Here is a 23,209-nt window from a genome sequence, read left to right on the forward strand (position 1 = left end):
TCTATCGCAATACCGCCGCGAGCGGCTGGCATTCCGGCTAGGTCAACCTCTCACTTCGATCAGTCCCTCCGTGATGTTCCAGAACGTAAGGTCTCGGGAGAGGTGCATATATGGCCATGCATCGATCCCGCTATGACTGATCGACCGAAGGAATGAGTCCAATGCCGCAGCAGGTACGAGGCGTCATCGCCCGCTCCAAGGGTGCCCCCGTCGAGATCGCGACCGTCAACATTCCGGATCCCGGTCCGGGTGAGGTGGTGGTCGATATCGCGGCGTGCGGTGTGTGCCACACGGACCTCACCTATCGCGACGGCGGGATCAACGACGAGTTCCCGTTCCTGCTCGGCCACGAGGCGTCGGGGATCGTCGAGAGTGTCGGTGAGGGTGTCACGTCGGTGGCGGTCGGTGATTTCGTCGTCCTGAACTGGCGCGCCGTCTGCGGTCAGTGCCGCGCCTGTAAGCGTGGTCGCCCGCAGTACTGCTTCGACACACACAACGCTGCGCAGAAGATGACGCTCGAGGACGGCACCGAACTCACGCCCGCCCTGGGGATCGGCGCGTTCGCCGACAAGACGCTCGTCCACGCCGGACAGTGCACCAAGGTGGATCCCTCCGCCGACCCGGCAGTCGTCGGGCTGCTCGGCTGCGGCGTGATGGCCGGCCTCGGTGCCGCCGTGAACACCGGCAACGTCTCCCGCGGTGACACCGTCGCCGTCATCGGCTGCGGTGGTGTCGGCGACGCCGCGATCATGGGCGCCCGCCTGGCAGGCGCCGTGAAGATCATCGCGATCGACCGGGACGACAAGAAGCTCGAATGGGCGAAGGACCTGGGCGCGACGCACACGATCAACGGCGGCCAGGTGGACGCCGTCGAGGCCGTCCAGGAACTCACCGGCGGTTTCGGCGCCGACGTCGTGATCGATGCGGTCGGCCGCCCCGAGACGTGGAAGCAGGCGTTCTACGCCCGCGACCTCGCCGGCACCGTCGTGCTGGTCGGTGTCCCGACCCCCGACATGACCCTCGAGATGCCGCTGATCGACTTCTTCTCCCGCGGCGGATCCCTGAAGTCCTCGTGGTACGGCGACTGCCTGCCCGAGCGTGACTTCCCGATGCTCGTCGACCTGTACCAGCAGGGCCGGCTGCCGCTGGAGAAGTTCGTCACCGAGCGCATCAAGATCGACGAGGTGGAAGCGGCATTCCACCGCATGCACGCCGGTGAGGTGCTGCGTTCGGTGGTCGTCCTGTGAGCGGGGCGCTGCGGATCGAGCGGGTCGTCACCGAGGGAACGTTCGCCCTCGACGGCGGGGAGTGGAACGTCGACAACAACATCTGGCTGATCGGTGACGACACCGACGTCGTGATCGTCGACGCCGCCCACGCTGCGCGGCCGATCATCGACGCGGTCGGGGACCGGCACGTGAACGCCGTGATCTGCACCCACGGTCACAACGACCATGTCACCGTCGCCCCCGAACTGGCCGAGCGTCTGCACGCCCCGGTGCTGCTGCACCCCGGCGACGACGTGCTGTGGAAGATGAGCCACCCCGACGCCAAGTACTGGCAGCTCGAGGACGAACAGCGGATCGCCATCGCGGGCACCGAGATCCAGGTGATCCACTCGCCCGGTCACTCGCCCGGGTCGGTGTGCCTGTACCTGCCCGAGGCCGGGGCACTGTTCTCCGGTGACACCCTGTTCTCGGGTGGCCCCGGCGCCACCGGCCGGTCGTACTCGGATTTCCCGACCATCATCGGGTCGATCCGCGACCGGCTGTTCGCTCTTCCCGAAGAAACGCTCGTCCACACCGGACACGGTGACGGAACCACGATCGGCACCGAGGCCCCGCACCTCGCCGAATGGATTGCACGAGGAAACTGACTCCATGACCGACACCACCGACAGGTACACCTTCGACGAGGACGATGTCGTCGTCACGCACGAGAAATCCTATGCGGCAGGTGTTCCTGCGGTGTTGGTGTCGTTGCGTCGTGGGCTCGAGCAGATGGGTCCGGTGCGCACGGCCCGGACGTTGATGAAGTTGAACCAGCGGGAGGGGTTCGACTGTCCGGGGTGTGCGTGGCCGGAGACTCCGGGGCACCGCAAGCATGCGGAGTTCTGTGAGAACGGGGCGAAGGCGGTCGCGGAGGAGGCCACCACCCGAACGGTGACGCCGGAGTTCTTCGCCGCGCATTCGGTGTCGGATCTGCTGAGTCGGACCGAGTTCTGGTTGGGTCAGCAGGGCCGGTTGACGCATCCGATGGTGCTGCTGCCGGGGGCCTCGCATTACGAGCCGATCGGCTGGGACGCGGCGTTCGCGATGATCGCCGGCGAGCTGCGGGCGTTGACGTCACCGCACGAGGCGGTGTTCTACACCTCCGGCCGCACCAGCAATGAAGCGGCGTTCGTGTACCAGTTGATGATCCGGGCGTTCGGGACGAACAACCTGCCGGACTGCTCGAACATGTGCCACGAATCGTCGGGCAGTGCGTTGGTGGAGACGATCGGGATCGGGAAGGGGTCGGTGTCGGTTCCCGACCTCGAGAACGCCGATCTGATCCTGATCGCCGGGCAGAACCCGGGCACCAACCACCCGCGGATGCTCTCGACCCTGGAGAAGGCGAAGGCCAACGGGGCGAAGGTGATCGCGATCAACCCGCTGCCCGAGGCCGGACTGTTGCGGTTCAAGGACCCGCAGAAGGTGCACGGGGTGGTCGGCGACGGTGTGCAGATCGCGGACGAGTTCCTGCAGATCCGGATCGGCGGCGACCAGGCCCTGTTCCAGGGTTTGGGCCGGTTGCTGCTCGAGGCGGAGGACCGCAATCCCGGGACCGTGCTGGACCGCGAGTTCATCGACCGGCACACCGCAGGCTTCGAGGAGTGCGCGGCGCATCTGCGGCAGGTCGATCTGGGCACGGTGGCGGCGGCGACCGGGCTGACGCGCGAACAGATCCAACAGACGGCGGAGGCGTTGATCGCCTCGAAGAAGACCATCATCTGCTGGGCGATGGGGTTGACCCAGCAGACGCACGGGGTCGCGACCATCCAGGACGCGGTGAACCTGCTGCTGTTGCAGGGGATGATCGGCAAACCCGGGGCCGGGGTGTGCCCGGTCCGCGGGCACTCGAACGTGCAGGGCGACCGGACGATGGGCATCTGGGAGAAGATGCCCGAATCGTTCCTGGCCGCTCTCGACGCCGAGTTCGGTATCCGGTCACCGCGGGAGCACGGCCTGGACGCGGTCGACTCGATTCGGGCGATGCGGGACGGGAAGGCGTCGGTGTTCATCGGAATGGGCGGCAACTTCGTCTCGGCGACCCCGGACACCGAGACCACCGAGGCCGCGTTGCGGGGCTGTGCGCTGACGGTGCAGGTGTCGACGAAACTGAACCGCTCCCACCTGGTCACCGGGCGGACCGCGCTGATCCTGCCCTCGTTGGGCCGCACCGACAAGGACGTGCAGTCCGGTAAGAAACAGCAGGTCACAGTCGAGGACTCGATGTCGATGGTGCACCTGTCCCGCGGCAGCCTCACACCCGCCAGCGACCATCTGCGCAGCGAGGTCGCCATCGTCTGCGGGCTCGCGCAGGCCCTGTTCGGACCCGACCACTCGGTGCCCTGGGCGGAATTCACCGCCGACTACGACCGCATCCGCGATTCCATCGCCCGGGTCATTCCCGGGTTCGAGGACTTCAACACCAAAGTTCGCGGGCCGGACGGATTCGGACTCCCGCACCCACCGCGGGACGAACGCCGGTTCGTCACCGACACGGGCAAGGCCAACTTCGTCGTCAACGATCTGCACTGGCTGCCCGTCCCGCAGGGAAAGCTGATCCTGCAGACGATGCGCTCCCACGATCAGTACAACACCACCATCTACGGCCTCGACGACCGCTACCGCGGCGTCAAGGGCGGCCGCCGGGTGCTGTTCATCAGCACGCAGGACCTCGAGTCGTTGGGGTACGCGGCGGGGGATCGGGTGGACCTGATCTCCGAATGGACCACCCCCGACGGGACGGTGCAGGAGCGCCGCGCCGACGATTTCCGGCTGGTGCCCTACCCGACGCCGGTCGGGAACGTCGCCGCCTACTACCCGGAGACGAATCCGCTGATCCCGCTCGATCACGTGGCCCGCACATCGAACACCCCGGTGTCGAAGGCGATCACCATCCGCCTCGAACGGCGGCCCTGATGGGGCGTGTGACCACCCGGACCCCGGTCACCCGGATCACCGACACCCGGCAGTCCACCCGACCGGACACCGTGGTGGTGGAGGAGCCGCTCGAGATCCGGGTGAACGGGACACCGTTGGCGGTCACCATGCGCACCCCCGGTTCCGATGTCGAACTGGCGCAGGGTTTCCTGCTGACCGAGGGCATCATCGCCGACCGCGCGGACATCGCGTCGATCCGCTACTGCAACAGCGTCGACGACAACGGTGTCAACACCTACAACGTCCTCGACGTCGATCTCGCGCCCGGGGTGTTTCTGCCCGACACCGGAATCGAACGCAACTTCTACACCACCTCCTCGTGCGGGGTGTGCGGGAAGGCGTCCCTCGACGCGATCCGGCAACGCACCCAGCACTCCCCGGCCACCGACACGGTGCGGGTGCCGGCCGCGACGATCTCGGAGCTGCCCGACCGGTTGCGGGCCGCACAGAAGGTGTTCGAGACCACCGGGGGCTTGCACGCGGCCGGATTGTTCACCCGGACCGGGGAACTGCTCGCGATCAAGGAGGATGTGGGACGGCACAACGCCGTCGACAAGCTGATCGGCTGGGCCACCGAACAGAACCGGATCCCGCTGCGGGGCAGCATCCTGCTCGTGTCCGGCCGGGCGTCGTTCGAACTCGCGCAGAAAGCGGTGATGGCCGGGATCCCGATCCTCGCCGCCGTGTCCGCCCCCTCCTCGCTGGCGATTGACCTCGCCCACGACACCGGGCTCACCCTCATCGGATTCCTCCGCGGCACCACCATGAACATCTACACCCACCCGGACCGCATCACCTGACGTGAGTGGCTAAGCGTGCGCACGCACACTTTGCCACTCATGTGCGGGGGTCAGTGCCCGATCGGCGGCCTCGCGACGCTCATGCGTGCCTGCCGGTGGTGTCGGCGCGGATGCCCGCCTCGAGGGCGATCGCGCCCGCCTCACCTCGGGACGCCACCCCGAGCTTCTTCAGCACACCCGCGACATGGAATTTGACCGTGCTCTCGCTGATGCCGAGGCTGTCGGCGATCGCCTTGTTCCGCTTGCCGGTCGCGAGGTGACCCAGGACCTCGAGTTCGCGGGGATTGAGGTCGCCGAGTTGCTGTTCGTCCGGTCGCGCCACCGGTACGTCGAGGGGGATCGCGACGGCCACCCGGGACCCCCACCCGTCGACCGACTCGACGTCGATCCGGCCACCGAGGGTGTGCACCCGGCCGGACAGTTGCCGCACCAGCGCGTCGGTGTCGAGACCGCCGTCGCCGTCGTCGCGGACCTCGACCAGGAGGTTCGCGCCGTCACAGTCCCAGGCGATGCGGATTCGCTCGAGGGCGGCCTGCGCCGCGAATGCCAGGACGGCGCTCCGGACGACGGCCCGCGCCGCACTGGCCACTTCGCCGGGCAACGCCCGGCCGTCCACCGGCGGATCGACGTAGTCGACGCGCACGGGACGGTGCTGGAGCAGCGGCCGCAATTCGCCCTGCAGCCGGGCGAACGCGGTGGTGACCGCTTCCTCCGCGAGGTTGCGGTCGGATTCGCCCGCGGAGCGCAGGGTCACCAGCGCCGAGGACGCCGTCTCGCTCGCCGTGATCCGCGACCGGCGGTCGTCGAGGTCCTTGGACCGGAGTGTCGACAGGATCGATTCGAGCGTCGCCGCGTGCAGGTCCGTCAGCTCCACGATGGTCCTGGCCCGTTCGCTCGACGCCGCCCGCGACTCCGCCAGGTACGCCGGGCTCGCCTGCGCCACCTGGTGCCGGATCGACACGGCGACGACGCCGAACGCGCCGGCTACCAGCGGGACCTCACGAATGCGCTGCCGCGGCTTCGGGAGAACGAGGAGGAGGGTCCCCGTCGCGTCCAGCAGCGCCCACACCTTCCGCTTCGCGCCGGCAATCACGGTCTGGTCGTCGAAAGGAGTGCCTTCCGTCATGCGGGTGCGCAACGCGTCCAGTTCGGCGATGGTCACGCGCTCGACCACCGACGGATCTCCGCTGACCTTGCGGGGACGTCCCGTGCATTCCCGAGTGAAGATCACCAGCGCGGTGTGCGGCCAGATGTCGGCGAGGAACTTGGAGAAGCGCACGGCGATGTCGGGCAGCGGACCGTCGATGACGTCCCGCATGGAGCCGAGAACATCTGCAGGGGACACAGAAGTCGAGCTGGGAAGAACCACGTGTCGAGCCTATCCGCGCAGGCGGCGGCTGCCGGGCCTGGGCCGTCCGCTCACGGTGCCGGCTCGGCGCGGGCGGCGTCGACGACGTCGGACCGGACGAGTCCCAGTGATTCCAGTGCCCGCGCCGCGGTGCCGTGCGTGATGGTGGCGACGGCTGCGACGAGGTCGGCTCCGACGATCGGTCTCCGTTCCGACTTCGCGAGCGCCACCGCATTTCGGAACGCGGCCTGGGCCGGTTCGGTCAGCCGCAGTGGCCCGGTGCGGGGGCCGCATGTCGCGCCATGCCCGGGTGAACTTCATCGTGTGCCCCTCGTCTTCTTGTCGGAGGATCGTCCGGGGCCGAGGCGTTTGTGCGCCGCCTGACCCGAGACGCCGAGAGCCTGACCGATGTCCGCCCAGGTCCAGCCGGCGGACAGTGCGTGTGCGACGGCGTCACGCTCGAGCTGATCGGCCTGACGCCGCAGCGCGACGACGGCAGCAAAAGCGGTCGCCGGGTTCGGATCGTCACTCACAGGATCAACTTAAGTTGATGATCCGGATCCGTCAACCTTTGTTGATGGGCCGTCCGGCTTCAGAGCGCGGCGTTCTTGTCGAACTCGGTGCCGAGTTCCTTTGCCACGCGCTTGAGCAGCGGCACGATGTGGTCGGCCGACTCGAGGGTGACCCGGGCCGCGGGGCCGGAGACGGAGATGGCAGTGGGGGTCGGAGCGTTCGGCACCGGCACCGAGAAACAGCGGACGCCGATCTCCTGCTCGCCCTCGTCGATCGCGAACCCGCGGTTTCTGCTCAATTCGAGATCGGCGATCAGCATGTCGGGGTCGGTCAGGGAGTTCTCGGTGTACGTCGTCATGCCGGTCCGGCCGACCAGTGAGCGCACGGCGTCATTCGAGAGTTGCATGAGGATGGCCTTGCCGACGCCGGTGCAGTGCGGGTAGACGCGTCGGCCGACCTCGGTGAACATGCGCATCGCGTGCTCGGACGGCACCTGTGCGACGTAGACGGCCATGGTGCCGTCGAGGACGGCCATGTTCGCGGTCTCGCCGGTGCCTCGCACCAGTTCGGACAGGTGCGGCCGTGACCAGGCGCCGATCAGCTGGGTGGCGCTCTCGCCGAGGCGAATGAGCTTGGGCCCGAGCGCGTACCGCCGGGTCGGTAGCTGCCGCACGTATCCGCGGTTCATCAGTGTGCGGATGAGCCGGTGGATGGTCGGGAGGGGGAGTCCGGCCAGGTCGGCGAGTTCGCTGACCCCGATGGACCCGCCGGCGCTCGCCATGATCTCGAGTATGTCGAATGCGCGCTCGACCGACTGCACGCCGCCGGCCGGACTCTGACCGTTCGTCATGTCTGTCTCCATCCTCTGACTGCCCGAGAGCCTCCACATTCTTTCCGTCAGACGGAAAGGGCGCTCCGTATGACGATAGCGCGGGCGCGGCGGATCGCGACGATTCCTTCGCTACATCGGTTGACAAACCTCGGTGTAACGGCGTTCACTATATCGAGATACGAAATACGACTTCCATGATATGGAAAACATTAAGCCCCGAGGGAGGGCCCCGTGTCTGAAGTCGAAATCGCTGCGAAACCCACAAAGCAGCGTTGGTACAGATCACTTTTCGTCCAGGTCCTGATCGGAATTGCCCTGGGCATCGCCACCGGAATCCTGTTTCCGGAGTTCTCCCATCACCTGGCGCCGCTGGGTGAGGGCTTCATCAAGCTGATCAAAATGGTCGTGTCCCCGCTGATCTTCCTGGTGATCGTCACCGGCATCGCCAAGGTCGGCAGCATGAAAGCGCTCGGAAAGATCGGCGGAAAGGCGCTGCTCTGGTTCACGGCCGCGACGACCTTTGCGCTCGGGCTCGGCCTGCTCGTCGGAAACTTCGTCAAGCCGGGTAGCGGGCTCAACATCGACCCGGCCACGCTGGACACCAGCGCCCTGGACGAGAAGACGCAGGGCGGCCACCTGCCGGGTGGCGTCGAGTTCGTCATGCATATCATCCCGACCAGCGTGTTCGATGCGTTCGCACAGAACAACCTGCTGCAGGTGCTGCTGTTCGCGATCCTGTTCGGCGTCGCGCTGGCGTCCTTCAGTGAATCGGCTCCGCCGATCCTGATGGATGTGATCGACCAGACGCTGCACGTCATCTTCCGCATCGTCGGCTACATCATGTACCTGGCGCCTCTCGGTGCGTTCGGTGCGATGGCATTCACCGTCGGCAATTACGGTGCCGGCTCCCTCAAATCCTTCGGAGTACTCATCCTGGCGTGCTACGGCGCTGCAGTGGTCTTCATCGTCGTCCTGTCGATCGTGGTCAAGCTGATCACCGGAGTGAACGCGTGGAAGTTCATCAAGTGCTGCCGCGAAGAATTCATGCTCGCCCTGCGCACCGGATCGTCCGAGGCGGTCATGCCCCGCATCATCAAGAAGTTGGACAACGCGGGATGCGACCGCGCCGTCGTCGGTCTGGTGATCCCTACCGGCTACTCGTTCAACCTCGACGGAGCCGCGATCTACCTGTCGCTGGCGATGATGTTCCTGGCGCAGGCGGTCGGGGTGGACCTCGGCTTCGGCGAGCAGCTCGCGATCATGGGCATCCTCATTCTCAGCTCCAAAGGTATGGCGGGTGTGCCGGGGTCGGCCTTCGTCGCCCTGTCCGCGACCGCTGCCGCGATCGGCGCGTTCCCCGTGGCCGCCGTCGCGTTGCTGCTCGGCGCCGACCGGCTCATGGACTCCATGCGCGTATTCACGAACCTGCTCGGTAACTGCCTCGCCACGTTCGTGGTCGCGAACTGGGAGGGCATGCTCGACAAGGACAAGATGCGAGCGGTTCTCGACGGGAAGGTCACGCCCGACGACCCGGACGACGTCACCATCCACCCGCACCCGGGGCACGAACACCTCCAGGACGGCCCGGCACGGCCGGCGATCGAGAGGCGCGAAGCGCTGACCACGAACGGGGCCTCGGAAGGAACGGTGAACCACCATGCCTGACACCCAGCCCACCGTCGCAGTGCTCGGCACCTGGGGATACTACGGACTCCTCGACGACGCCGGGCAGGTTCGGGTCGACACCCCGTACGGTCCGACGTCGGACAGCATCGTCCTCGGGTCGTCAGGGGGCCGCCGGCTCGCCTACCTGACCCGCACCGGACGGCACCGCGACGTCCCGCCCCACCGCATCAATGCTCGCGCGAACATCTGGGCCTTGCACAGCCTGGGCGTGCGCACGATCCTCGCGCCCACCCCGTCCGGCTCGCTGCGACCGGCGATCGGCGTCGGCTCGGTCGTCGTGCCCGACCAGCTCGTCGACCGCACCTGCCGCACCGACGACACCTTCCACGACGACGACGTCCACGTGTCCTTCGCGGAGCCGTTCTGCGTCCGCGGACGCCAGGCGGCGGTCTCGACGCTCCGCAGGAGCGGATGGGTGGTCAACGACGGCGGCGTGATGGTGGCGATCCGCGGTCCCCGATACTCGACCCGCGCCGAATCACGCTGGTACGCGGCCCAAGGATGGGACCTGATCAGCATGACCCCGTACCCGGAGGTTGCGCTGGCCCGCGAACTGGGCATGTCCTACACCTGCATCGCCCTGGTCACCGATCACGACGTCATCAGCGACACCCCGTGGCCGGTCACCCAGGACCTGGTGCGTGAAGGACTCGACGCCAACACCAAACGACTACGCCAAGCGCTGCTTCAGGTAGCGATCGAACTGGCAGGCACGCCCGAACCGGCGTCACCTGCCCACGGAAGAAGGAGCTGACACGATGGCCGAATTGTTCTGCAACGGTGGAGCGATGCGCGGCGGAAACCTGCATCACAACGTGTCCGCGCACACGTTCCTCGGCACGGTCCGGACCGCACCGAAGTACCGATTCTTCTCCGTACGTGATGAATTCCCTGCGCTACTGCTGGCGGAGGCCGGGGGAGCCTCGATCGAGGGCGAGCTCTACGACGTGCCGATCGGCGACATTCGCACCGACTTACTCCCCGAGGAGACCGAGGAACTCGAGCTCACCGTGACCGAACTGTCCGACGACCGTTCGGTTCTGGCGGTAGGTCTGCGGCCGGGCCTCCTCGGGAGCAGAGCCGACGAGCTCACCGAGATCACCGATCACGGCGGCTGGCGACGCTATCGCGGCCTGCCCGAGCCCGACAACACCACCGTCTCCTGAACACCCCGAAAGTGAAAGAACAACCGATGGATACCTTGGCCTACACCCTGAACTGCTCGATCCTGCTCACTGACGTGCCACTCCTGCAGCGCCCGCAGGCTGCCCGCGACGCCGGATTCGACGCCGTCGAATTCTGGTGGCCCTTCGACACCGCCGTACCGCGGGACAGCGACGTCGACGCGTTCGTGGCCGCGATCGAGAACGTCGGAGTGCAGCTCACCGGGTTGAACTTCGCGGCGGGCAACATGCCGGCGGGTGACCGCGGACTGCTGTCCGACCCGGCGCAGGTCTCGGCGTTCCGCGACAACATCGACATCACCGTCGGAATCGGAGAACGACTGGGCACCAAAGCTTTCAACGCCCTGTATGGTAATCGTATCGACGGCACGGATCCGAAGATTCAGGACGACACGGCCGCCGAGAACCTCGCCCAGGCGGGCAAGGCGGCGGACCGCATCGGTGCGGTCGTGCTCGTCGAACCGGTCAGCGGCACGCCGGCGTACCCGCTGAAGAGCGCGGCCGAGGCGATCGCCGTGATCGACCGGGTGAAGGCCGAGCACGGTGTCGACTCGCTCCGGCTCCTCGCGGACCTCTACCACCTCGAGGTCAACGGCGACGACGTCGGCGCCGCGATCGACGCGTACGCCGATCGCATCGGGCACGTCCAGATCGCGGATGTTCCGGGACGCGGAGAACCCGGCACCGGAACGCTCGACATCGACGGCTACCTGAAGAGGCTCGCCGGACACGGCTACCGCGGATACGTCGGGCTCGAATACAAGTCCACCCGGCCGGACACCTTCGACTGGTTGCCCCGCGAACAGCGCGCGTCCCGCGCCGCCCACTGACACACACCACTTTCGACGGAATCGAGGAGACTCGTGAGCACTATCGCATTCATCGGACTCGGAATCATGGGTAGCCCCATGGCCGTTCATCTCGCCAAGGCCGGCCACCGGGTGGTCGGATACAACCGCTCGCCCGAGCGCACCGCGGCACTGGTCGAGGCCGGCGGCACCGCAGCGGACTCCATCGCCAAGGCCGTCGCCGGCGCCGACGTCGTGGCCGTGATGGTCCCCGACTCGCCCGAGGTGCAGGCCGTACTCGCCGGTGAGGACGGAGTCTTCGAGCACGCCCCGGCAGGCGCGCTGATCATCGACTTCTCCAGCATCCGGCCCGACGTCACCACCGCACTCGCCGCGCAGGCGGCCGAGCGTGGATTCCGGCTGATCGACGCCCCGGTATCGGGTGGCGAGGCCGGTGCGGTCAACGCCGCACTGTCGATCATGGTCGGCGGCGCCCCGGAAGACTTCGAGTCGGCCCGCCCGATCCTCGACGTCGTCGGGAAGACGGTGGTCCACGTGGGCCCGAACGGATCCGGGCAGACGGTGAAGGCAGCGAACCAGCTGATCGTCGCCGGCAACATCCAGCTGCTCGCGGAGGCGATCATCTTCCTCGAGGCCTACGGTGTCGACACCGCGGCCGCGGTGGAGGTACTCGGCGGCGGGCTTGCCGGATCGGCCGTCCTGAACCAGAAGGCGCAGAAGATGCTGGACCGGTCGTTCGAACCCGGATTCCGCATCGACCTGCACCACAAGGACCTCGGCATCGTGACCAGCGCTGCCCGTGAGGCAGGCGTCGTGATACCCCTCGGCGCGGTCCTCGCCCAGCTGATGGCCTCCGCCCGTGCGAACGGTGATGGTGGCCTGGATCATTCGGGCCTGCTGCGCGGAGTGGAGCGGCTGTCCGGCCGCCCCTCCCAGTGACCCGCCTCAACTCGTAATCCTCGATGGAGAACTGATATGCCTCGTATGCGCGCCGCTGATGCAGCGGTCAAGATTCTGGAACTCGAAGGTGCCACCCAGGCCTTCGGCCTCCCCGGTGCGGCGATCAACCCGTTCTACGCAGCAATGCGTGACCACGGTGGGATCAAGCACGTCCTCGCCCGCCACGTCGAGGCCGCATCCCACATGGCCGAGGGATTCACCCGGGCCAAGGCCGGAAACATCGGTATCTGCATCGGGACGTCCGGGCCGGCCGGGACCGACATGATCACCGGCCTGTACTCGGCGATGGCGGACTCGATCCCGATCCTCGCGATCACCGGGCAGGCCCCGGTCGCGCGCCTGCACAAGGAAGACTTCCAGGCCGTCGACATCGCCGCGATCGCGGGTCCGGTCACGAAGATGGCGATGACGGTGCTCGAGCCCGCCCAGGTTCCGGGTGCGTTCGCGCAGGCATTTCACCTGATGCGGTCCGGCAGGCCCGGACCGGTTCTCCTCGACCTGCCGATCGACGTGCAACTGGCGGAGATCGAGTTCGACCCGGACACCTACCAGCCGCTGCCCGTGTACAAGCCGGCGGCGACCCGCCGCTCCCGGCGGTGCGCGCTCAGCTCGCGCTGACGTGGGGGACCGAGACGTTCCTCGTCGACCCCGTCGAGTCGACCGACCAGATGATCCATCAGGTCGACCACGCGCTCCTCGGCCTGGGCCGATACCGGCGGGGCGACCTCGTCGTCATCGTCGCGGGATCACCTCCGGGCACCGTCGGCTCGACCAACCTGATCCACGTCCACAGGATCGGCGAGGACGACCACTGATCGGATGTGACGCTGTAACCGTACGCCCGTCCGCTATTGACAGAACTCGATGGACACGGTTTTCTTGATGTCAAGATACGAAACTGTGTTTTCGCATCGTGGAAGTTTTGCCAAGTGCGGAAGGTGAGTCATTTCATGACTGAGCGTGTTGAGGTCGGCGGTCTGCAGGTCGCGAAGGTGCTCTACGACTTCGTGAACGAGGAGGCGCTGCCGGGGACCGGGGTGGACGTCGACGGGTTCTGGTCGGGTGCGGCGAAGGTGATCGACGATCTGGCGCCGAAGAACAAGGCGCTGCTGTCCACCCGCGACGACCTGCAGGCCCGGATCGATGCCTGGCACCGCGACCGGGCCGGTGCCGTGATCGACCCGGCCGAGTACAAGGCGTTCCTGACCGAGATCGGGTATCTGGTGCCCGAACCGGCCCCGTTCGAGGTGTCGACGGCGAACGTGGACACCGAGATCACCGCCACCGCCGGCCCGCAGCTGGTGGTCCCGGTCCTCAACGCCCGCTTCGCGCTGAACGCCTCCAACGCGAGGTGGGGGTCGTTGTACGACGCCCTGTACGGCACCAACGCCATCCCCGACGACGGCGGCGCGGAGGCGGGCAGCTCCTACAACAAGGTCCGCGGCGACCGGGTCATCGCCTGGGCCCGCACCTTCCTCGACACCGCCGCCCCCCTCGCGACCGGGTCGCACGCCGACGCCGCCGCCTACACCGTCGACGGCACCGCCCTGACCGTGCAGCTCGCCGACGGCACCATCACCGGCCTCGCCGAGCCGGGCAAGTTCGTCGGCTACCTCGGCGCCCCGGACGCCCCGACCAGTGTGCTGCTGCGCAACCACGGGTTGCACGCGGAAATCCAGATCGACCCGACCTCCCCGATCGGGTCCACCGACGCGGCGGGCGTCAAGGATGTGGTGCTCGAATCCGCGGTCACCACCATCATGGACTTCGAGGACTCCGTCGCCGCCGTCGACGCCGACGACAAGGTGATCGGCTACCGCAACTGGCTCGGCCTCAACCGCGGGGACCTGACCGAGGAGATGACCAAGGGCGGCACGGCGTTCACCCGCCGGCTGAACCCGGACCGGGTCTACACCGCCCCGGACGGGTCCGAGCTCACCCTGCACGGGCGGTCGCTGCTGTTCGTCCGCAACGTCGGGCATTTGATGACCACCCCGGCGATCCTGCACGGCGACGGCACCGAAATCCCGGAGGGCATCCTCGACGCCCTGATCACCTCCCTGTGCGCGGTCCACGGGCTGTCCCGGTCCGAGGCGACGGGGCCGTTGGACAACTCCCGCACCGGGTCGATCTACATCGTCAAACCCAAACAGCACGGCCCCGACGAGGTCGCGTTCACCACCGAACTGTTCGGCCGCGTCGAGCAGGTCCTCGGGCTGCCCGCCAACACCCTCAAGGTCGGCATCATGGACGAGGAACGCCGCACCACCGTCAACCTCGCCGCCTGCATCAAGGAAGCCAGTGAGCGGGTGGTGTTCATCAACACCGGATTCCTCGACCGCACCGGCGACGAGATCCACACCTCGATGGAGGCCGGGCCGATGATCCGCAAGGCCGAGATGAAGAAGCAGACCTGGATCACCGCCTACGAGGACTGGAACGTCGACGTCGGGCTGGCCTGCGGGTTGCAGGGGCGGGCGCAGATCGGCAAGGGCATGTGGGCGATGACCGAGCTGATGGCCGAGATGCTCGAGCAGAAGATCGGCCACCCCAAGGCCGGCGCGAACACCGCGTGGGTGCCGTCCCCGACCGGGGCCACCCTGCACGCCACCCACTACCACCAGGTCGACGTCGTCGCCGTCCAGAACCGGCTCAAGGGCGCCCGGCGGGCCACCCTCGACGAGATTCTCACCATCCCCCTCGCCCCCGACACCGACTGGTCCGAGGCGGAGAAGCAGGAAGAACTCGACAACAACTGCCAGTCCATCCTCGGGTACGTGGTCCGCTGGATCGTCGCCGGCGTCGGCTGCTCCAAGGTCCCCGACATCCACGACGTCGCCCTGATGGAGGACCGCGCCACCCTCCGCATCTCGTCGCAGTTGCTGGCGAACTGGATCCGGCACGGTGTGGTCACCGCCGACCAGGTCGTGCAATCGTTGCAGCGGATGGCCCCCGTGGTGGACCGGCAGAACCAGGGCGATCCCACCTACCGGCCGCTGGCCCCGGACTTCGACACCAACATCGCCTTCCAGGCCGCGAAGGAACTCATCCTCGACGGCACCACCCAGCCCTCCGGCTACACCGAACCGATCCTGCACCGCCGCCGCCGCGAATACAAAGCAGCCAACGCCTGACCCGGTTCCCCGCACGTGAGTGGCGAAGCGTGCCCCGGCACGCTTCGCCACTCACGTGTCAGGCGAGGTTCACCGTCGCGAAGATGTCGCCGGTCGGCTGGGTGGAACCGCCGGGCGGTTCCACACTGAGTCCGAGTTCCGTGGACTGGTCGATGTCGTTCACGACCGCGGTGGTCGACGGTGACACGTCATCGGCTTCCATGATTCCGGCGGACACCGGCTCGTGCGACGGTCCGAGCAGCCACATCTGATACACCGAACCCGGTGCGGGCGGCGGGACGTCGTTCATCACCAGCACTCCGGCGTCGACGTCCTTGGAGTACACGACGGTGGCCGAACCGCCACCGGCGATCGGTGCCACCGCAGTGCGGACGTCGTCGGCCGCGAGGATCTGCGCGGGCACGGGTTGGCCGTCCTCGCTCTGCAACTGCTGAGCGACGGTGATGCCACCCACGGCGAGGACGACGACCGCGGCCGCCGCACTCAACGCCGCCACGAGACGCCTGCGCTTGCGCGCACGAACCTCGTCCAGCGCTATCGGTGCGGGCGCAGCGGCAGTGCCGGGCAACGCATCGAGGATTCGCCCGAGCAGGTGAGCGGGCGGCTCGACCGCGGTGGACGCCGACTGGGCGGCCATCGTCTCGTGCACACCGCGGACGGTGGTGTCGAATTCGAGGCGAACGTGGGACGGTGCACTCTGGACCGCGGTGTCGATCTCGAGGCGCTGCTGATCGTCGACGGCGTCGAGGGCGTACACCTGAGCGAGGTCGAGGATGTCGTGCTGGGACTCATCCATCGAACTGCACCCCCAGACATTGCTTGAGCCTGATCAATCCGTCTCGAATTCGTGATTTCACCGTGGGAAGCGCCACGGACAGCCGTTCCGACACCTCTCGGTACGTCAGCCCTCCGTAATAGGCGAGGACCACCGTTCTCTGCTGGACTTCTGTGAGCGTGCCGAGGCAGTCGACGACGTCGCTGGTGTCGCCGCGTCGGGTGACTTCCTCCGACACCGCGTCGAACGGTCCGTACCAACTCGAGGCGCCGTAGGCGGCTTCCCGTTCGGTGCCGGACTGCTCGGACCGCACCCGGTCGACGGCACGACGATGGGCGAGGGTAATCAGCCACGACAGCGGCGACCCCTGCTTCGGATCGAATTTCTCCGCGTTGTTCCAGACCTGCAGGTACACCTCTTGGGTGGTTTCCTCGCTGTATCCGGGATCGCGCAGGACCCGCAGCACCATCCCGTACACGCGCGCGCTGGTGCGTTCGTAGAAGTCGCTGAAGGCATCCCGCTCGCCCTGTGCGATACGCGCCAGCAACGCCGTCAGCGTCACGTTCTCCGTGTCCCTGTCGACGCCGGTCATCGGCCCATTCCGTTCATCGATCCACAGCCTAATAGCAGGTTGCGGCCGGTGTGACCACGATGGGGCTCGAGGGGGAGCGAGCGATGCCGGCATGGCACTCACCGCTTCGGCGGCAAGGGAAGGAAATAGCTGGTGCGCTGCTGGTATTCGGGGTAGCCGGGTCGCTGCGACATCGACTTCTCGAGCAGCTTCGCGCCGGTCGCGAACACCAGGAAATACGTCATGACCACCGGAGACAGCACAGTGAGAGCTCCGGGCCACACGCTCGCCGCGATGAGCCACAGTCCCCACCACACACAGGAATCGCCGAAGTAGTTCGGGTGCCGCGTCCACGCCCACAGGCCGACGTCCATGATCTCGCCCTTGTTGGACGGGTCCGCCTTGAACGCCTTCAACTGGTGGTCGCCGACCGATTCGAACACGACACCCACCACCCACAGGAGGACGCCGAGCACCCCGACGACCGCGCCGAGCCCGGATGCGGGACCGAGGACGGCCGACACCTGCAGCGGCAGCGACACGAACCACTGCGCGAGGCCCTGGGTGAGAAAGATCTTCCTGACGACGACACCGGGCGAGTCGCCGCCCGCCCGGTCGAGCATCTCCACGTAGCGCGGGTCCTCGCCCTTGCCTGCGGACTTGGCGTACATGTGCCAGGTCAGTCGCAGACCCCACACGGCGACGAGCACCACCACCAGCCAGCGGCGCAGTGTGTCGCCGTCGCCGATGACGGCGGCCACGAGCGCCACCAGGACGAAACCGAGGCCCCAGGACACGTCGACGACGTTGTAGCGTCCGATCCGCCGGCCGACGAGGAACGTCGCGGCCTGGAGGACGGCGAGCACGAGAACGCTCGCCGCGGTGACGGTGCCGAAGTCCGACCAGTCGAATCCGTTCATCGGAGCACGCCGGATCCCGCGGAGTCGACCCGCACGGCAGGCATGAGAGATCGACCCGCCGCGGTCGGCTTCACGGCCAGGATCTGATCGACGCCCATGCGGCCCTGCTCGAAGCTCATCCCGCCGCCGACGAGGTACAGCCGCCACACCCGGGCCATCTCGAGCCCGACCATCTCGACGACGTCGTCCCAGCGGGACTCGAACTTCTCCAGCCACGCGTCGACGGTCCAGACGTAATGCTCACGGAGACCATGCACGTCGCGCACCTCGAGCCCGGCTCGTTCGAGGTACGCGACGCTCTCGCCGACGGGACGCATGGTCATGTCGGGAGCTATGAACGACTCGATGAACGGGCCGCCGCCGGGATGGCGTCCGGTGCGGGACATCTGCTGGATCAGGACCCGCGCACCGGGCTTCGCGTTGTCGTAGAGGGCCTGCGCGTACCGGGCGTAGTTCTTCTCGCCCACGTGCTCACCCATCTCGAGGGAGGCGACGGCGTCGAACGGGCCGTCGGGGACCTCGCGGTAATCCTGCAGACGGATCTCGACGCGGTCCTGCAACCCGCGCTCGGCGATCCGCTTGTCGATGAACGCCTTCTGCTCACGAGAGATGGTGACACCGACGACGTGTGCACCGTACTCGGCTGCGGCGTGCAGGCTCAGCGATCCCCAGCCGCATCCGACGTCGAGCAGCCGCATGCCGGGTTCGAGTCCGATCTTGCGGCACACCAGGTCGAGCTTGTCCCGCTGGGCGTCCTCGAGTCCGTAGTCCGAATCCTGCGGTGTTCCCGGCGCATTCCGGGTGAAATAGGCGCACGAGTAGGCCATCTGCGGGTCCAGGATCAGAGCGTAGAAATCGTTGGAGAGATCGTAGTGGTGACTGATCGCGGCGCGGTCGCGCAGCAGACTGTGCAGCCGTCCGCGGATGTTCGCCTGTGTGGCGGGTGTGGGGAGCGGCCCGCCCACGACCCCCAGCTTCGCGGCGACGCGCAGCACCTTCGCGACCGTCATCGGGCTCGGCCGGACTCCGTTGAGCCCCCGCTCGCGGGCCACCGCCCACACGTGTGCCAGCGCCTCGCCCAGGTCGCCCTCGACGTCGATCTCACCCGTCACGTAGGCCTGCGCCGCTCCGAGTTCGCCGGGGTTCCAGAGCAATCGGCGCAGGGCGTCGGGACTGCGCAACACCACCCTCGGCGCCGTGACCGGGCCTGCGCTGCTGCCGTCCCACGCGGTCAGATGCACGGGCAGTTCGCCGCGGACGAGCGGACGCAACGCCTTGTCGAGTTCGGCGGCAACGGTCACGGTCATGCTCCCGTCTTGTCGAGGACGAGCTGCTGGACGTCGATGTAGCCGGAGCGGAACCCGGCCTCCGAGTAGCAGAGGTAGAAATGCCACATACGCCGGAACGTCTCGTCGAATCCGAGTTCCTCCGCCTGCGAGCTGTGCGCGGCGAACCGCTCCTTCCACAGCCGGAGCGTCTCCGCGTAGTGCTGTCCCATGCTCAGGCGTTCCCGCACCCGCAACGCGGTGTGTTCGGCGGTGACGGATTCGATCGCCTCGGTCGACGGGAGGAATCCGCCCGGGAAGATGTACTTGTGCACCCAGGTGTAGGTGTTGCGGGTCTGCAGCATCCGATCGTGCGGCATGGTGATCGCCTGCAGCGCAACCTTTCCGCCCGGAGCCAGGAGTTTGTCGAGCACCCGGAAGTAGGTGGCCCAGTACTGATGTCCGACGGCCTCGATCATCTCGACCGACACGATGGCGTCGTACTCGCCGTCGACGTTGCGGTAGTCGAGCAGGTCGATCTGCACGGTCTCCGAGTGGCCGGCCTCGGCGACGCGCAGGCGGGCCAGGCTCTGCTGTTCGCTGGACAGCGTCACCGAGCGGACCACGGCGCCGCGTTCCGCCGCCCGGATGCACAGCTCTCCCCAGCCCGTCCCGACCTCGAGCAGCCTGGTTCCCGCACCGACACCGGCCTCGTCGAGCAGCCGATCGATCTTGCGGCGCTGCGCGTCCGCGAAGTCCTCCCACTTCGGGGTGATCTGTGGGACGGGTGCCCGCAGGACCGTCACGTCCCGGACCTGCCCCACGCGGGTCGGGGTCGTCGAGAACAGTGCACTCGAGTACGTCAGCGTCTCGTCGAGAAATGTCTCGAACATCTCGTTGGACAGGTCGTAGTGCCGGGAGATGTTGGAGCGGGTGTTCTGCTCGGTGTTGCGTTCCTGGGCGGGGTGTTTGGCGACATAGAGTGCGCGCAACCGTTGCAGCGGGTGGGGAATGAGGGTCGCCATCCGTGAGGCGAACACGCTCAGCACTGCGGCGAGATCCGGCGACGTCCAATCACCGGCCATGTACGACTCGCCGAAACCGATGAGGCCGCTCGTCCCGACCCGCCGGGCGAACGCATCCGGGTTGCGGATAATCATGCGCGGCAGGATTTCCTGCTCCCGGCGTGCCCCCACCAGAGTGCCGTCGGGGTACTCGATGCGGACGTCGAGGTCGGCGGCCGCGCGGCGGAACAGGCGGTCGGCGACCTTCGCCGACATCGAGGCACGCGGACCGGTCGGCACGTCGGCCAGGCCAGGCCAGATCCGGTTGTCGATTCGCGGATCCTCCCCGGTGAACTCGAGGTCGGCGGTACTCACGGCAGGCGATGCGTCCATGTCGGTGTCCTTGTTCCTTCTCACTGAACTGTCTCCTTCTGCCGGCCGTCGGGCCGAGCCGTGACGGGGAGTCCACGGGCCCACAAAGTGATTCCCTGGATACGAATGCGAGCCGACACCACGAGAGGTGCCAGGGGAGTGCGTAGTTGAGTCCTCAGGACCGTCCGGCGGGTGGCGGGCCGCCGCGTTCCCCGCACCGTCGCGGTGAACGGGGCGTGCCCGTCCCGGTGGAGCACCACGTTCAGCGAGAGCCTGTCGCCCGGCTCGGGGAACCGCATCTCGTAACGTCCGCTCACGTCGTTGAACGGGGAGACGTAGAACTGCTTGTCCACCTCGGCGCGGTCGCTGCCGTCGGGCCGGATCAGGTAGCTGTGCCGCTGACCATAGGTGTTGTGCACCTCGGCGATCACGCAGCGGAGGCTGCCGTCGACGTCGTGGCACCAGTACACGCTGAGCGGGTTGAACACGTAGCCGAGCACCCGCGCGTTGAGGAGCGCCGTCACCGTCCCGCCGCGGAGGTCGACTCCGTGTGTGGCGAGGAACGCATCCACCCTCGCGCGCAGCGTGTCCGCGCCGGCACCGGAGCCCGGTTCGAAGTGGTCCTCGGCGCGGAAGCGGGCGAACGGACCGAGCCACCCGGGTAGGCGCGGAAGGTCGTCGACGTCGACGTACCAGCTGTAGCTCGAATACTCGAAACTGTTGCGGACGGGTTCGGTGCGTGCGTGCCGGATCGTCGTCGAGTAGATCGCCGGCGCGGTCACGACACCGTCTCCCGTTCGCGGTGTCGCCCGGCGTGCGTATCCCACGATCCGCCGATCCGTTCGGCGGCGCGCAAACCCGAGAGCGCCCCGTCCTCGTGGAACCCCCAGCCGTGGTAGGCGCCCGCGAAAGCGAAAGTACAGGAACCGAGTTCGCGCAACCGCGACTGCGCGGCCACGGAATCGGGGGTGTAGACGGGGTGTTCGTACGTCATCTCGGCGACGACCTTCGACGGGTCGACGAGGTGCTTGCCACCGAGTGTGACGAGGAACCGCCGGTCGCGCACCGTGTCCAGGCGCATGAGCCGGGTCATGTCGTAGGTGACGATGACGCCCGTCGCGTCCGTGCTGTCGGCGGGCGTCAGGTAGTTCCAGGAGGCCCGGGCGTTCTCCGCGCGGGGGAGCAGCGACTCGTCGGTGTGCAGCTGGGCGTGGTTCACCGAATACGGCATGTCACCGAGGATCTCGGTCTCCAGGTTCGAGGCATCGCCGAGCATGGCGAGCGCCTGACGGGGGTGAACGGCGACCACCACGGCGTCGAAGTACCGGACGTCGCCGCGGCCGTCGACGACGCACGCACCGCCGTCCGGGGTGCGTTCCACCTGCTGCACGGGGGTGTCGAGAAGTATCTCGTCGAGGTGTGCCGCCACCTTCTCGACGTAGCGGGCGGAGCCACCGGTCACGGTGCGCCACGTGGGTGACCCGAAGACGGTGAGCATTCCGTGGTGCTCGAGGAACGTGAACAGGTAGCGAGCCGGATAATGCGCCGCCGTCGTGGGATCGCACGACCACACCGCCGCGACGAGCGGTGTCATGAAATTCTCGACGAAGTAGGGGCTGAAACCATTGCGGCTCAGGAACTCGCCCAGCGGTTCCTGCGCGCCGGCCTCGTCGGCCGGGGTGTCGAGCACGGCACGGGCGCAGCGGTGGAATCGAAGAATCTCGCCGAGCATCCGCCAGTACCGCGGCCGGGCCAGGGTGCCCGTGGTGGGGAACAGCCCGCGGATCCCCTTCGCGCCTGCGTATTCGAGCCCGCTAACATCGGATCGGATCGACATCGACATGTCCGAATCCTGGGTGGCCACGTCGAGTTCGGCGAACAGGCGCAGCAGGGTGGGGTAGGTGCGGTCGTTGTGCACGATGAAGCCCGTGTCGACGTCCACTTCTGCGCCCGAGTCGAGTGCCAGGTGGTGGGTGTGGGCGTGACCGCCGAGACGGGCGTCGGCCTCGTAGAGGGTGACGCGGTCGTGGCGGGACAGAACGTAGGCGGCGGTCAACCCTGCGACGCCGCTGCCGATCACCGCGACGTTCCTGCGTTCGAGCTTCTCCGAATCATGCATGGCGACCTGCTTTCCGGTCTGTCGGTGCGGCGACGACATCTTCCGCAGTGAAGGCGTCGAGAACGAAATCGGCGGTGATGCGATGCCACCAGCGAGGCCGGGTGAGCATGAAGTGTCCGGCTCCCGGCAGGGGAGTCCACGAGGCGTTCACCCCGCGAGCCAGCACCCGCTCGGTCTGGACCCGGGAAGAGGTGGGATCCGTCCAACGGTCGGCGGTTCCGTGCGCGACCATCAGGCTGCGGTCGGCAGGCACCAGTTCGCCGTCGGACTCGGGCCACCAGGGTGCGAGCGCGGCGATCGCCCGTACGTTGTCGAGCGCAGCGAGGTGAGCGGCGACGCGGCCGCCCATCGAATGTCCGACGACGGCGACGGGGACGTCCCCGAACCGCAGCCGGGCCCGCTCGACGGCAACCCGGGCGTCGTGCACCGGGCTGGCCTCGGGGGCGTTCCATCCGCGGACCCGGTATTGCAGCCGCTCCACGACGATTCCGTGCCGGCCGAGCGTGCACCTCAGAGACCAGGCCATCCAGGTCATGCGCAGATTCGACAAGTGCCAGAACCGCGAGGGTGCCTGACTGCGTGGTTTGCCGCCGGGCAGCACGAGTACGTACGCCGGGGCGGTGGGTGAGCCCTTCTCCATATCAATTATTCGGAGCTGGCTTTGTGTCGGATGGGCGGACCCGCACCCGCTCACGTGAGTGGCGAAGCG

22 protein-coding genes and 2 pseudogenes are annotated in these 23,209 nt (G+C 67.4%); 12 read left to right on the plus strand and 12 right to left on the minus strand.

All coding sequences use genetic code 11. The features are described from left to right. The first annotated feature begins 161 nt into the window (after positions 1 to 161). The 4 genes from GO592_RS01530 to fdhD are packed head-to-tail and all read left to right on the plus strand — an operon-like array spanning position 162 to position 5,008. Complete coding sequence (locus GO592_RS01530) at positions 162 to 1,247, plus strand: S-(hydroxymethyl)mycothiol dehydrogenase (RefSeq protein WP_005571858.1); 1,086 nt, start codon at positions 162 to 164, stop codon at positions 1,245 to 1,247. Continuing rightward, on the plus strand, positions 1,244 to 1,876 hold the full coding sequence (locus GO592_RS01535; RefSeq protein WP_007301545.1) for an MBL fold metallo-hydrolase: 633 nt from the start codon (positions 1,244 to 1,246) through the stop codon (positions 1,874 to 1,876). Before GO592_RS01530 ends, GO592_RS01535 begins: the two co-directional genes overlap by 4 nt. 4 nt (positions 1,877 to 1,880) lie before the next feature. Next, entirely contained in the window at positions 1,881 to 4,187 is a 2,307-nt protein-coding gene (locus GO592_RS01540; protein WP_007301544.1) for an FdhF/YdeP family oxidoreductase, read from the plus strand. Further along, complete coding sequence (fdhD, locus tag GO592_RS01545; protein ID WP_007301543.1) at positions 4,187 to 5,008, plus strand: formate dehydrogenase accessory sulfurtransferase FdhD; 822 nt, start codon at positions 4,187 to 4,189, stop codon at positions 5,006 to 5,008. Before GO592_RS01540 ends, fdhD begins: the two co-directional genes overlap by 1 nt. Positions 5,009 to 5,087: 79 nt before the next feature. Here the strand turns inward: fdhD and GO592_RS01550 are convergent, their stop codons facing one another. From GO592_RS01550 to GO592_RS01565, 4 genes are all read right to left on the minus strand, one after another. Further along, complete coding sequence (locus tag GO592_RS01550) at positions 5,088 to 6,326, minus strand: helix-turn-helix transcriptional regulator (protein ID WP_007301542.1); 1,239 nt, start codon at positions 6,324 to 6,326, stop codon at positions 5,088 to 5,090. Between the two features lie 101 nt (positions 6,327 to 6,427). Beyond that, entirely contained in the window at positions 6,428 to 6,586 is a 159-nt protein-coding gene (locus GO592_RS01555; protein ID WP_007301541.1) for a hypothetical protein, read from the minus strand. Between the two features lie 87 nt (positions 6,587 to 6,673). Further along, positions 6,674 to 6,889, minus strand: coding sequence for a hypothetical protein (locus GO592_RS01560; RefSeq protein ID WP_005260938.1), 216 nt, complete (start codon positions 6,887 to 6,889; stop codon positions 6,674 to 6,676). 59 nt (positions 6,890 to 6,948) lie between these two features. Further along, positions 6,949 to 7,719 (minus strand): IclR family transcriptional regulator, encoded by a 771-nt coding sequence (locus GO592_RS01565; protein ID WP_005260937.1) that lies wholly within the window; start codon positions 7,717 to 7,719, stop codon positions 6,949 to 6,951. Positions 7,720 to 7,932: 213 nt separating this feature from the next. On the opposite strand from GO592_RS01565, the gene dctA reads away from it, so the two are divergent. The 8 genes and pseudogenes from dctA (at position 7,933) to GO592_RS01605 (ending at position 15,474) form a co-directional block, all read left to right on the plus strand. Further along, positions 7,933 to 9,366 (plus strand): C4-dicarboxylate transporter DctA, encoded by a 1,434-nt coding sequence (gene dctA / locus GO592_RS01570; RefSeq protein ID WP_007301540.1) that lies wholly within the window; start codon positions 7,933 to 7,935, stop codon positions 9,364 to 9,366. Continuing rightward, on the plus strand, positions 9,359 to 10,141 hold the full coding sequence (locus tag GO592_RS01575) for an MTAP family purine nucleoside phosphorylase (protein ID WP_007301539.1): 783 nt from the start codon (positions 9,359 to 9,361) through the stop codon (positions 10,139 to 10,141). Before dctA ends, GO592_RS01575 begins: the two co-directional genes overlap by 8 nt. A 4-nt stretch (positions 10,142 to 10,145) precedes the next feature. After that, the gene (locus tag GO592_RS01580) at positions 10,146 to 10,553 is read left to right on the plus strand and encodes an allophanate hydrolase-related protein (protein ID WP_007301538.1); all 408 of its coding nucleotides are present in this window, start codon (positions 10,146 to 10,148) and stop codon (positions 10,551 to 10,553) included. A gap of 26 nt (positions 10,554 to 10,579) precedes the next feature. Continuing rightward, entirely contained in the window at positions 10,580 to 11,401 is an 822-nt protein-coding gene (locus tag GO592_RS01585) for a hydroxypyruvate isomerase family protein (RefSeq protein WP_007301537.1), read from the plus strand. A 33-nt stretch (positions 11,402 to 11,434) separates the two neighbouring features. Beyond that, complete coding sequence (locus tag GO592_RS01590) at positions 11,435 to 12,319, plus strand: 2-hydroxy-3-oxopropionate reductase (RefSeq protein WP_202715094.1); 885 nt, start codon at positions 11,435 to 11,437, stop codon at positions 12,317 to 12,319. A gap of 36 nt (positions 12,320 to 12,355) precedes the next feature. After that, a pseudogene (locus GO592_RS01595) lies at positions 12,356 to 12,946 on the plus strand (thiamine pyrophosphate-binding protein); the annotation flags it as partial. Beyond that, positions 12,925 to 13,155 (plus strand): annotated as a pseudogene (locus tag GO592_RS01600) (pyruvate kinase alpha/beta domain-containing protein); the annotation flags it as partial. The pseudogenes GO592_RS01595 and GO592_RS01600, both read left to right, overlap by 22 nt. 135 nt (positions 13,156 to 13,290) lie before the next feature. Beyond that, the gene (locus GO592_RS01605; protein WP_202715095.1) at positions 13,291 to 15,474 is read left to right on the plus strand and encodes a malate synthase G; all 2,184 of its coding nucleotides are present in this window, start codon (positions 13,291 to 13,293) and stop codon (positions 15,472 to 15,474) included. Positions 15,475 to 15,532: 58 nt separating this feature from the next. Here GO592_RS01605 and GO592_RS01610 read toward each other — a convergent pair whose 3' ends face one another. The 8 genes from GO592_RS01610 to GO592_RS01645 form a co-directional block, all read right to left on the minus strand. Continuing rightward, positions 15,533 to 16,270 (minus strand): anti-sigma factor, encoded by a 738-nt coding sequence (locus tag GO592_RS01610; RefSeq protein ID WP_007297550.1) that lies wholly within the window; start codon positions 16,268 to 16,270, stop codon positions 15,533 to 15,535. Beyond that, positions 16,263 to 16,841: a sigma-70 family RNA polymerase sigma factor gene (locus GO592_RS01615; protein ID WP_005259110.1), complete on the minus strand. Its 579-nt coding sequence runs from the start codon at positions 16,839 to 16,841 to the stop codon at positions 16,263 to 16,265. Before GO592_RS01615 ends, GO592_RS01610 begins: the two co-directional genes overlap by 8 nt. 98 nt (positions 16,842 to 16,939) lie before the next feature. Beyond that, positions 16,940 to 17,740, minus strand: a complete 801-nt coding sequence (locus GO592_RS01620; RefSeq protein ID WP_007297551.1) for a DUF1295 domain-containing protein — start codon at positions 17,738 to 17,740, stop codon at positions 16,940 to 16,942. Beyond that, positions 17,737 to 19,047 (minus strand): class I SAM-dependent methyltransferase, encoded by a 1,311-nt coding sequence (locus GO592_RS01625; protein ID WP_007297552.1) that lies wholly within the window; start codon positions 19,045 to 19,047, stop codon positions 17,737 to 17,739. Before GO592_RS01625 ends, GO592_RS01620 begins: the two co-directional genes overlap by 4 nt. After that, positions 19,044 to 20,426 carry a class I SAM-dependent methyltransferase gene (locus tag GO592_RS01630; protein WP_007297553.1) on the minus strand — a complete coding sequence of 461 codons (1,383 nt, stop codon included), beginning with the start codon at positions 20,424 to 20,426 and terminating at the stop codon, positions 19,044 to 19,046. Before GO592_RS01630 ends, GO592_RS01625 begins: the two co-directional genes overlap by 4 nt. Then, positions 20,423 to 21,163 carry a DUF1365 domain-containing protein gene (locus GO592_RS01635; protein ID WP_039951340.1) on the minus strand — a complete coding sequence of 247 codons (741 nt, stop codon included), beginning with the start codon at positions 21,161 to 21,163 and terminating at the stop codon, positions 20,423 to 20,425. The genes GO592_RS01630 and GO592_RS01635 overlap by 4 nt, the downstream gene beginning before the upstream one ends. Then, a complete protein-coding gene (locus GO592_RS01640; protein WP_039951341.1) occupies positions 21,160 to 22,500 on the minus strand; it encodes an NAD(P)/FAD-dependent oxidoreductase in 1,341 nt (446 codons plus the stop codon). Before GO592_RS01640 ends, GO592_RS01635 begins: the two co-directional genes overlap by 4 nt. Then, a complete protein-coding gene (locus GO592_RS01645; protein WP_007297556.1) occupies positions 22,493 to 23,140 on the minus strand; it encodes an alpha/beta hydrolase family protein in 648 nt (215 codons plus the stop codon). Before GO592_RS01645 ends, GO592_RS01640 begins: the two co-directional genes overlap by 8 nt. Positions 23,141 to 23,209: the final 69 nt, after the last annotated feature.

The sequence above is a fragment of the Rhodococcus sp. 21391 genome (genome assembly GCF_016772255.1).
GTDB lineage: Bacteria > Actinomycetota > Actinomycetes > Mycobacteriales > Mycobacteriaceae > Rhodococcus_F > Rhodococcus_F opacus.

Bases quoted from the DNA above. Each gene is read 5' to 3' on its own strand.
- GO592_RS01550 (WP_007301542.1), bottom strand. From the start codon at position 6,326: ATGCGGGACGTCATCGACGGTCCGCTGCCCGACATCGCCGTGCGCTTC.
- GO592_RS01585 (WP_007301537.1), top strand. From the start codon at position 10,580: ATGGATACCTTGGCCTACACCCTGAACTGCTCGATCCTGCTCACTGAC.
- GO592_RS01640 (WP_039951341.1), bottom strand. From the start codon at position 22,500: ATGCATGATTCGGAGAAGCTCGAACGCAGGAACGTCGCGGTGATCGGC.
- GO592_RS01565 (WP_005260937.1), bottom strand. From the start codon at position 7,719: ATGACGAACGGTCAGAGTCCGGCCGGCGGCGTGCAGTCGGTCGAGCGC.
- fdhD (WP_007301543.1), top strand. From the start codon at position 4,187: ATGGGGCGTGTGACCACCCGGACCCCGGTCACCCGGATCACCGACACC.
- GO592_RS01625 (WP_007297552.1), bottom strand. From the start codon at position 19,047: ATGACCGTGACCGTTGCCGCCGAACTCGACAAGGCGTTGCGTCCGCTC.
- GO592_RS01575 (WP_007301539.1), top strand. From the start codon at position 9,359: ATGCCTGACACCCAGCCCACCGTCGCAGTGCTCGGCACCTGGGGATAC.
- GO592_RS01610 (WP_007297550.1), bottom strand. From the start codon at position 16,270: ATGGATGAGTCCCAGCACGACATCCTCGACCTCGCTCAGGTGTACGCC.
- GO592_RS01615 (WP_005259110.1), bottom strand. From the start codon at position 16,841: ATGACCGGCGTCGACAGGGACACGGAGAACGTGACGCTGACGGCGTTG.
- GO592_RS01620 (WP_007297551.1), bottom strand. From the start codon at position 17,740: ATGAACGGATTCGACTGGTCGGACTTCGGCACCGTCACCGCGGCGAGC.
- GO592_RS01530 (WP_005571858.1), top strand. From the start codon at position 162: ATGCCGCAGCAGGTACGAGGCGTCATCGCCCGCTCCAAGGGTGCCCCC.
- GO592_RS01645 (WP_007297556.1), bottom strand. From the start codon at position 23,140: ATGGAGAAGGGCTCACCCACCGCCCCGGCGTACGTACTCGTGCTGCCC.
- GO592_RS01540 (WP_007301544.1), top strand. From the start codon at position 1,881: ATGACCGACACCACCGACAGGTACACCTTCGACGAGGACGATGTCGTC.
- GO592_RS01580 (WP_007301538.1), top strand. From the start codon at position 10,146: ATGGCCGAATTGTTCTGCAACGGTGGAGCGATGCGCGGCGGAAACCTG.
- GO592_RS01605 (WP_202715095.1), top strand. From the start codon at position 13,291: ATGACTGAGCGTGTTGAGGTCGGCGGTCTGCAGGTCGCGAAGGTGCTC.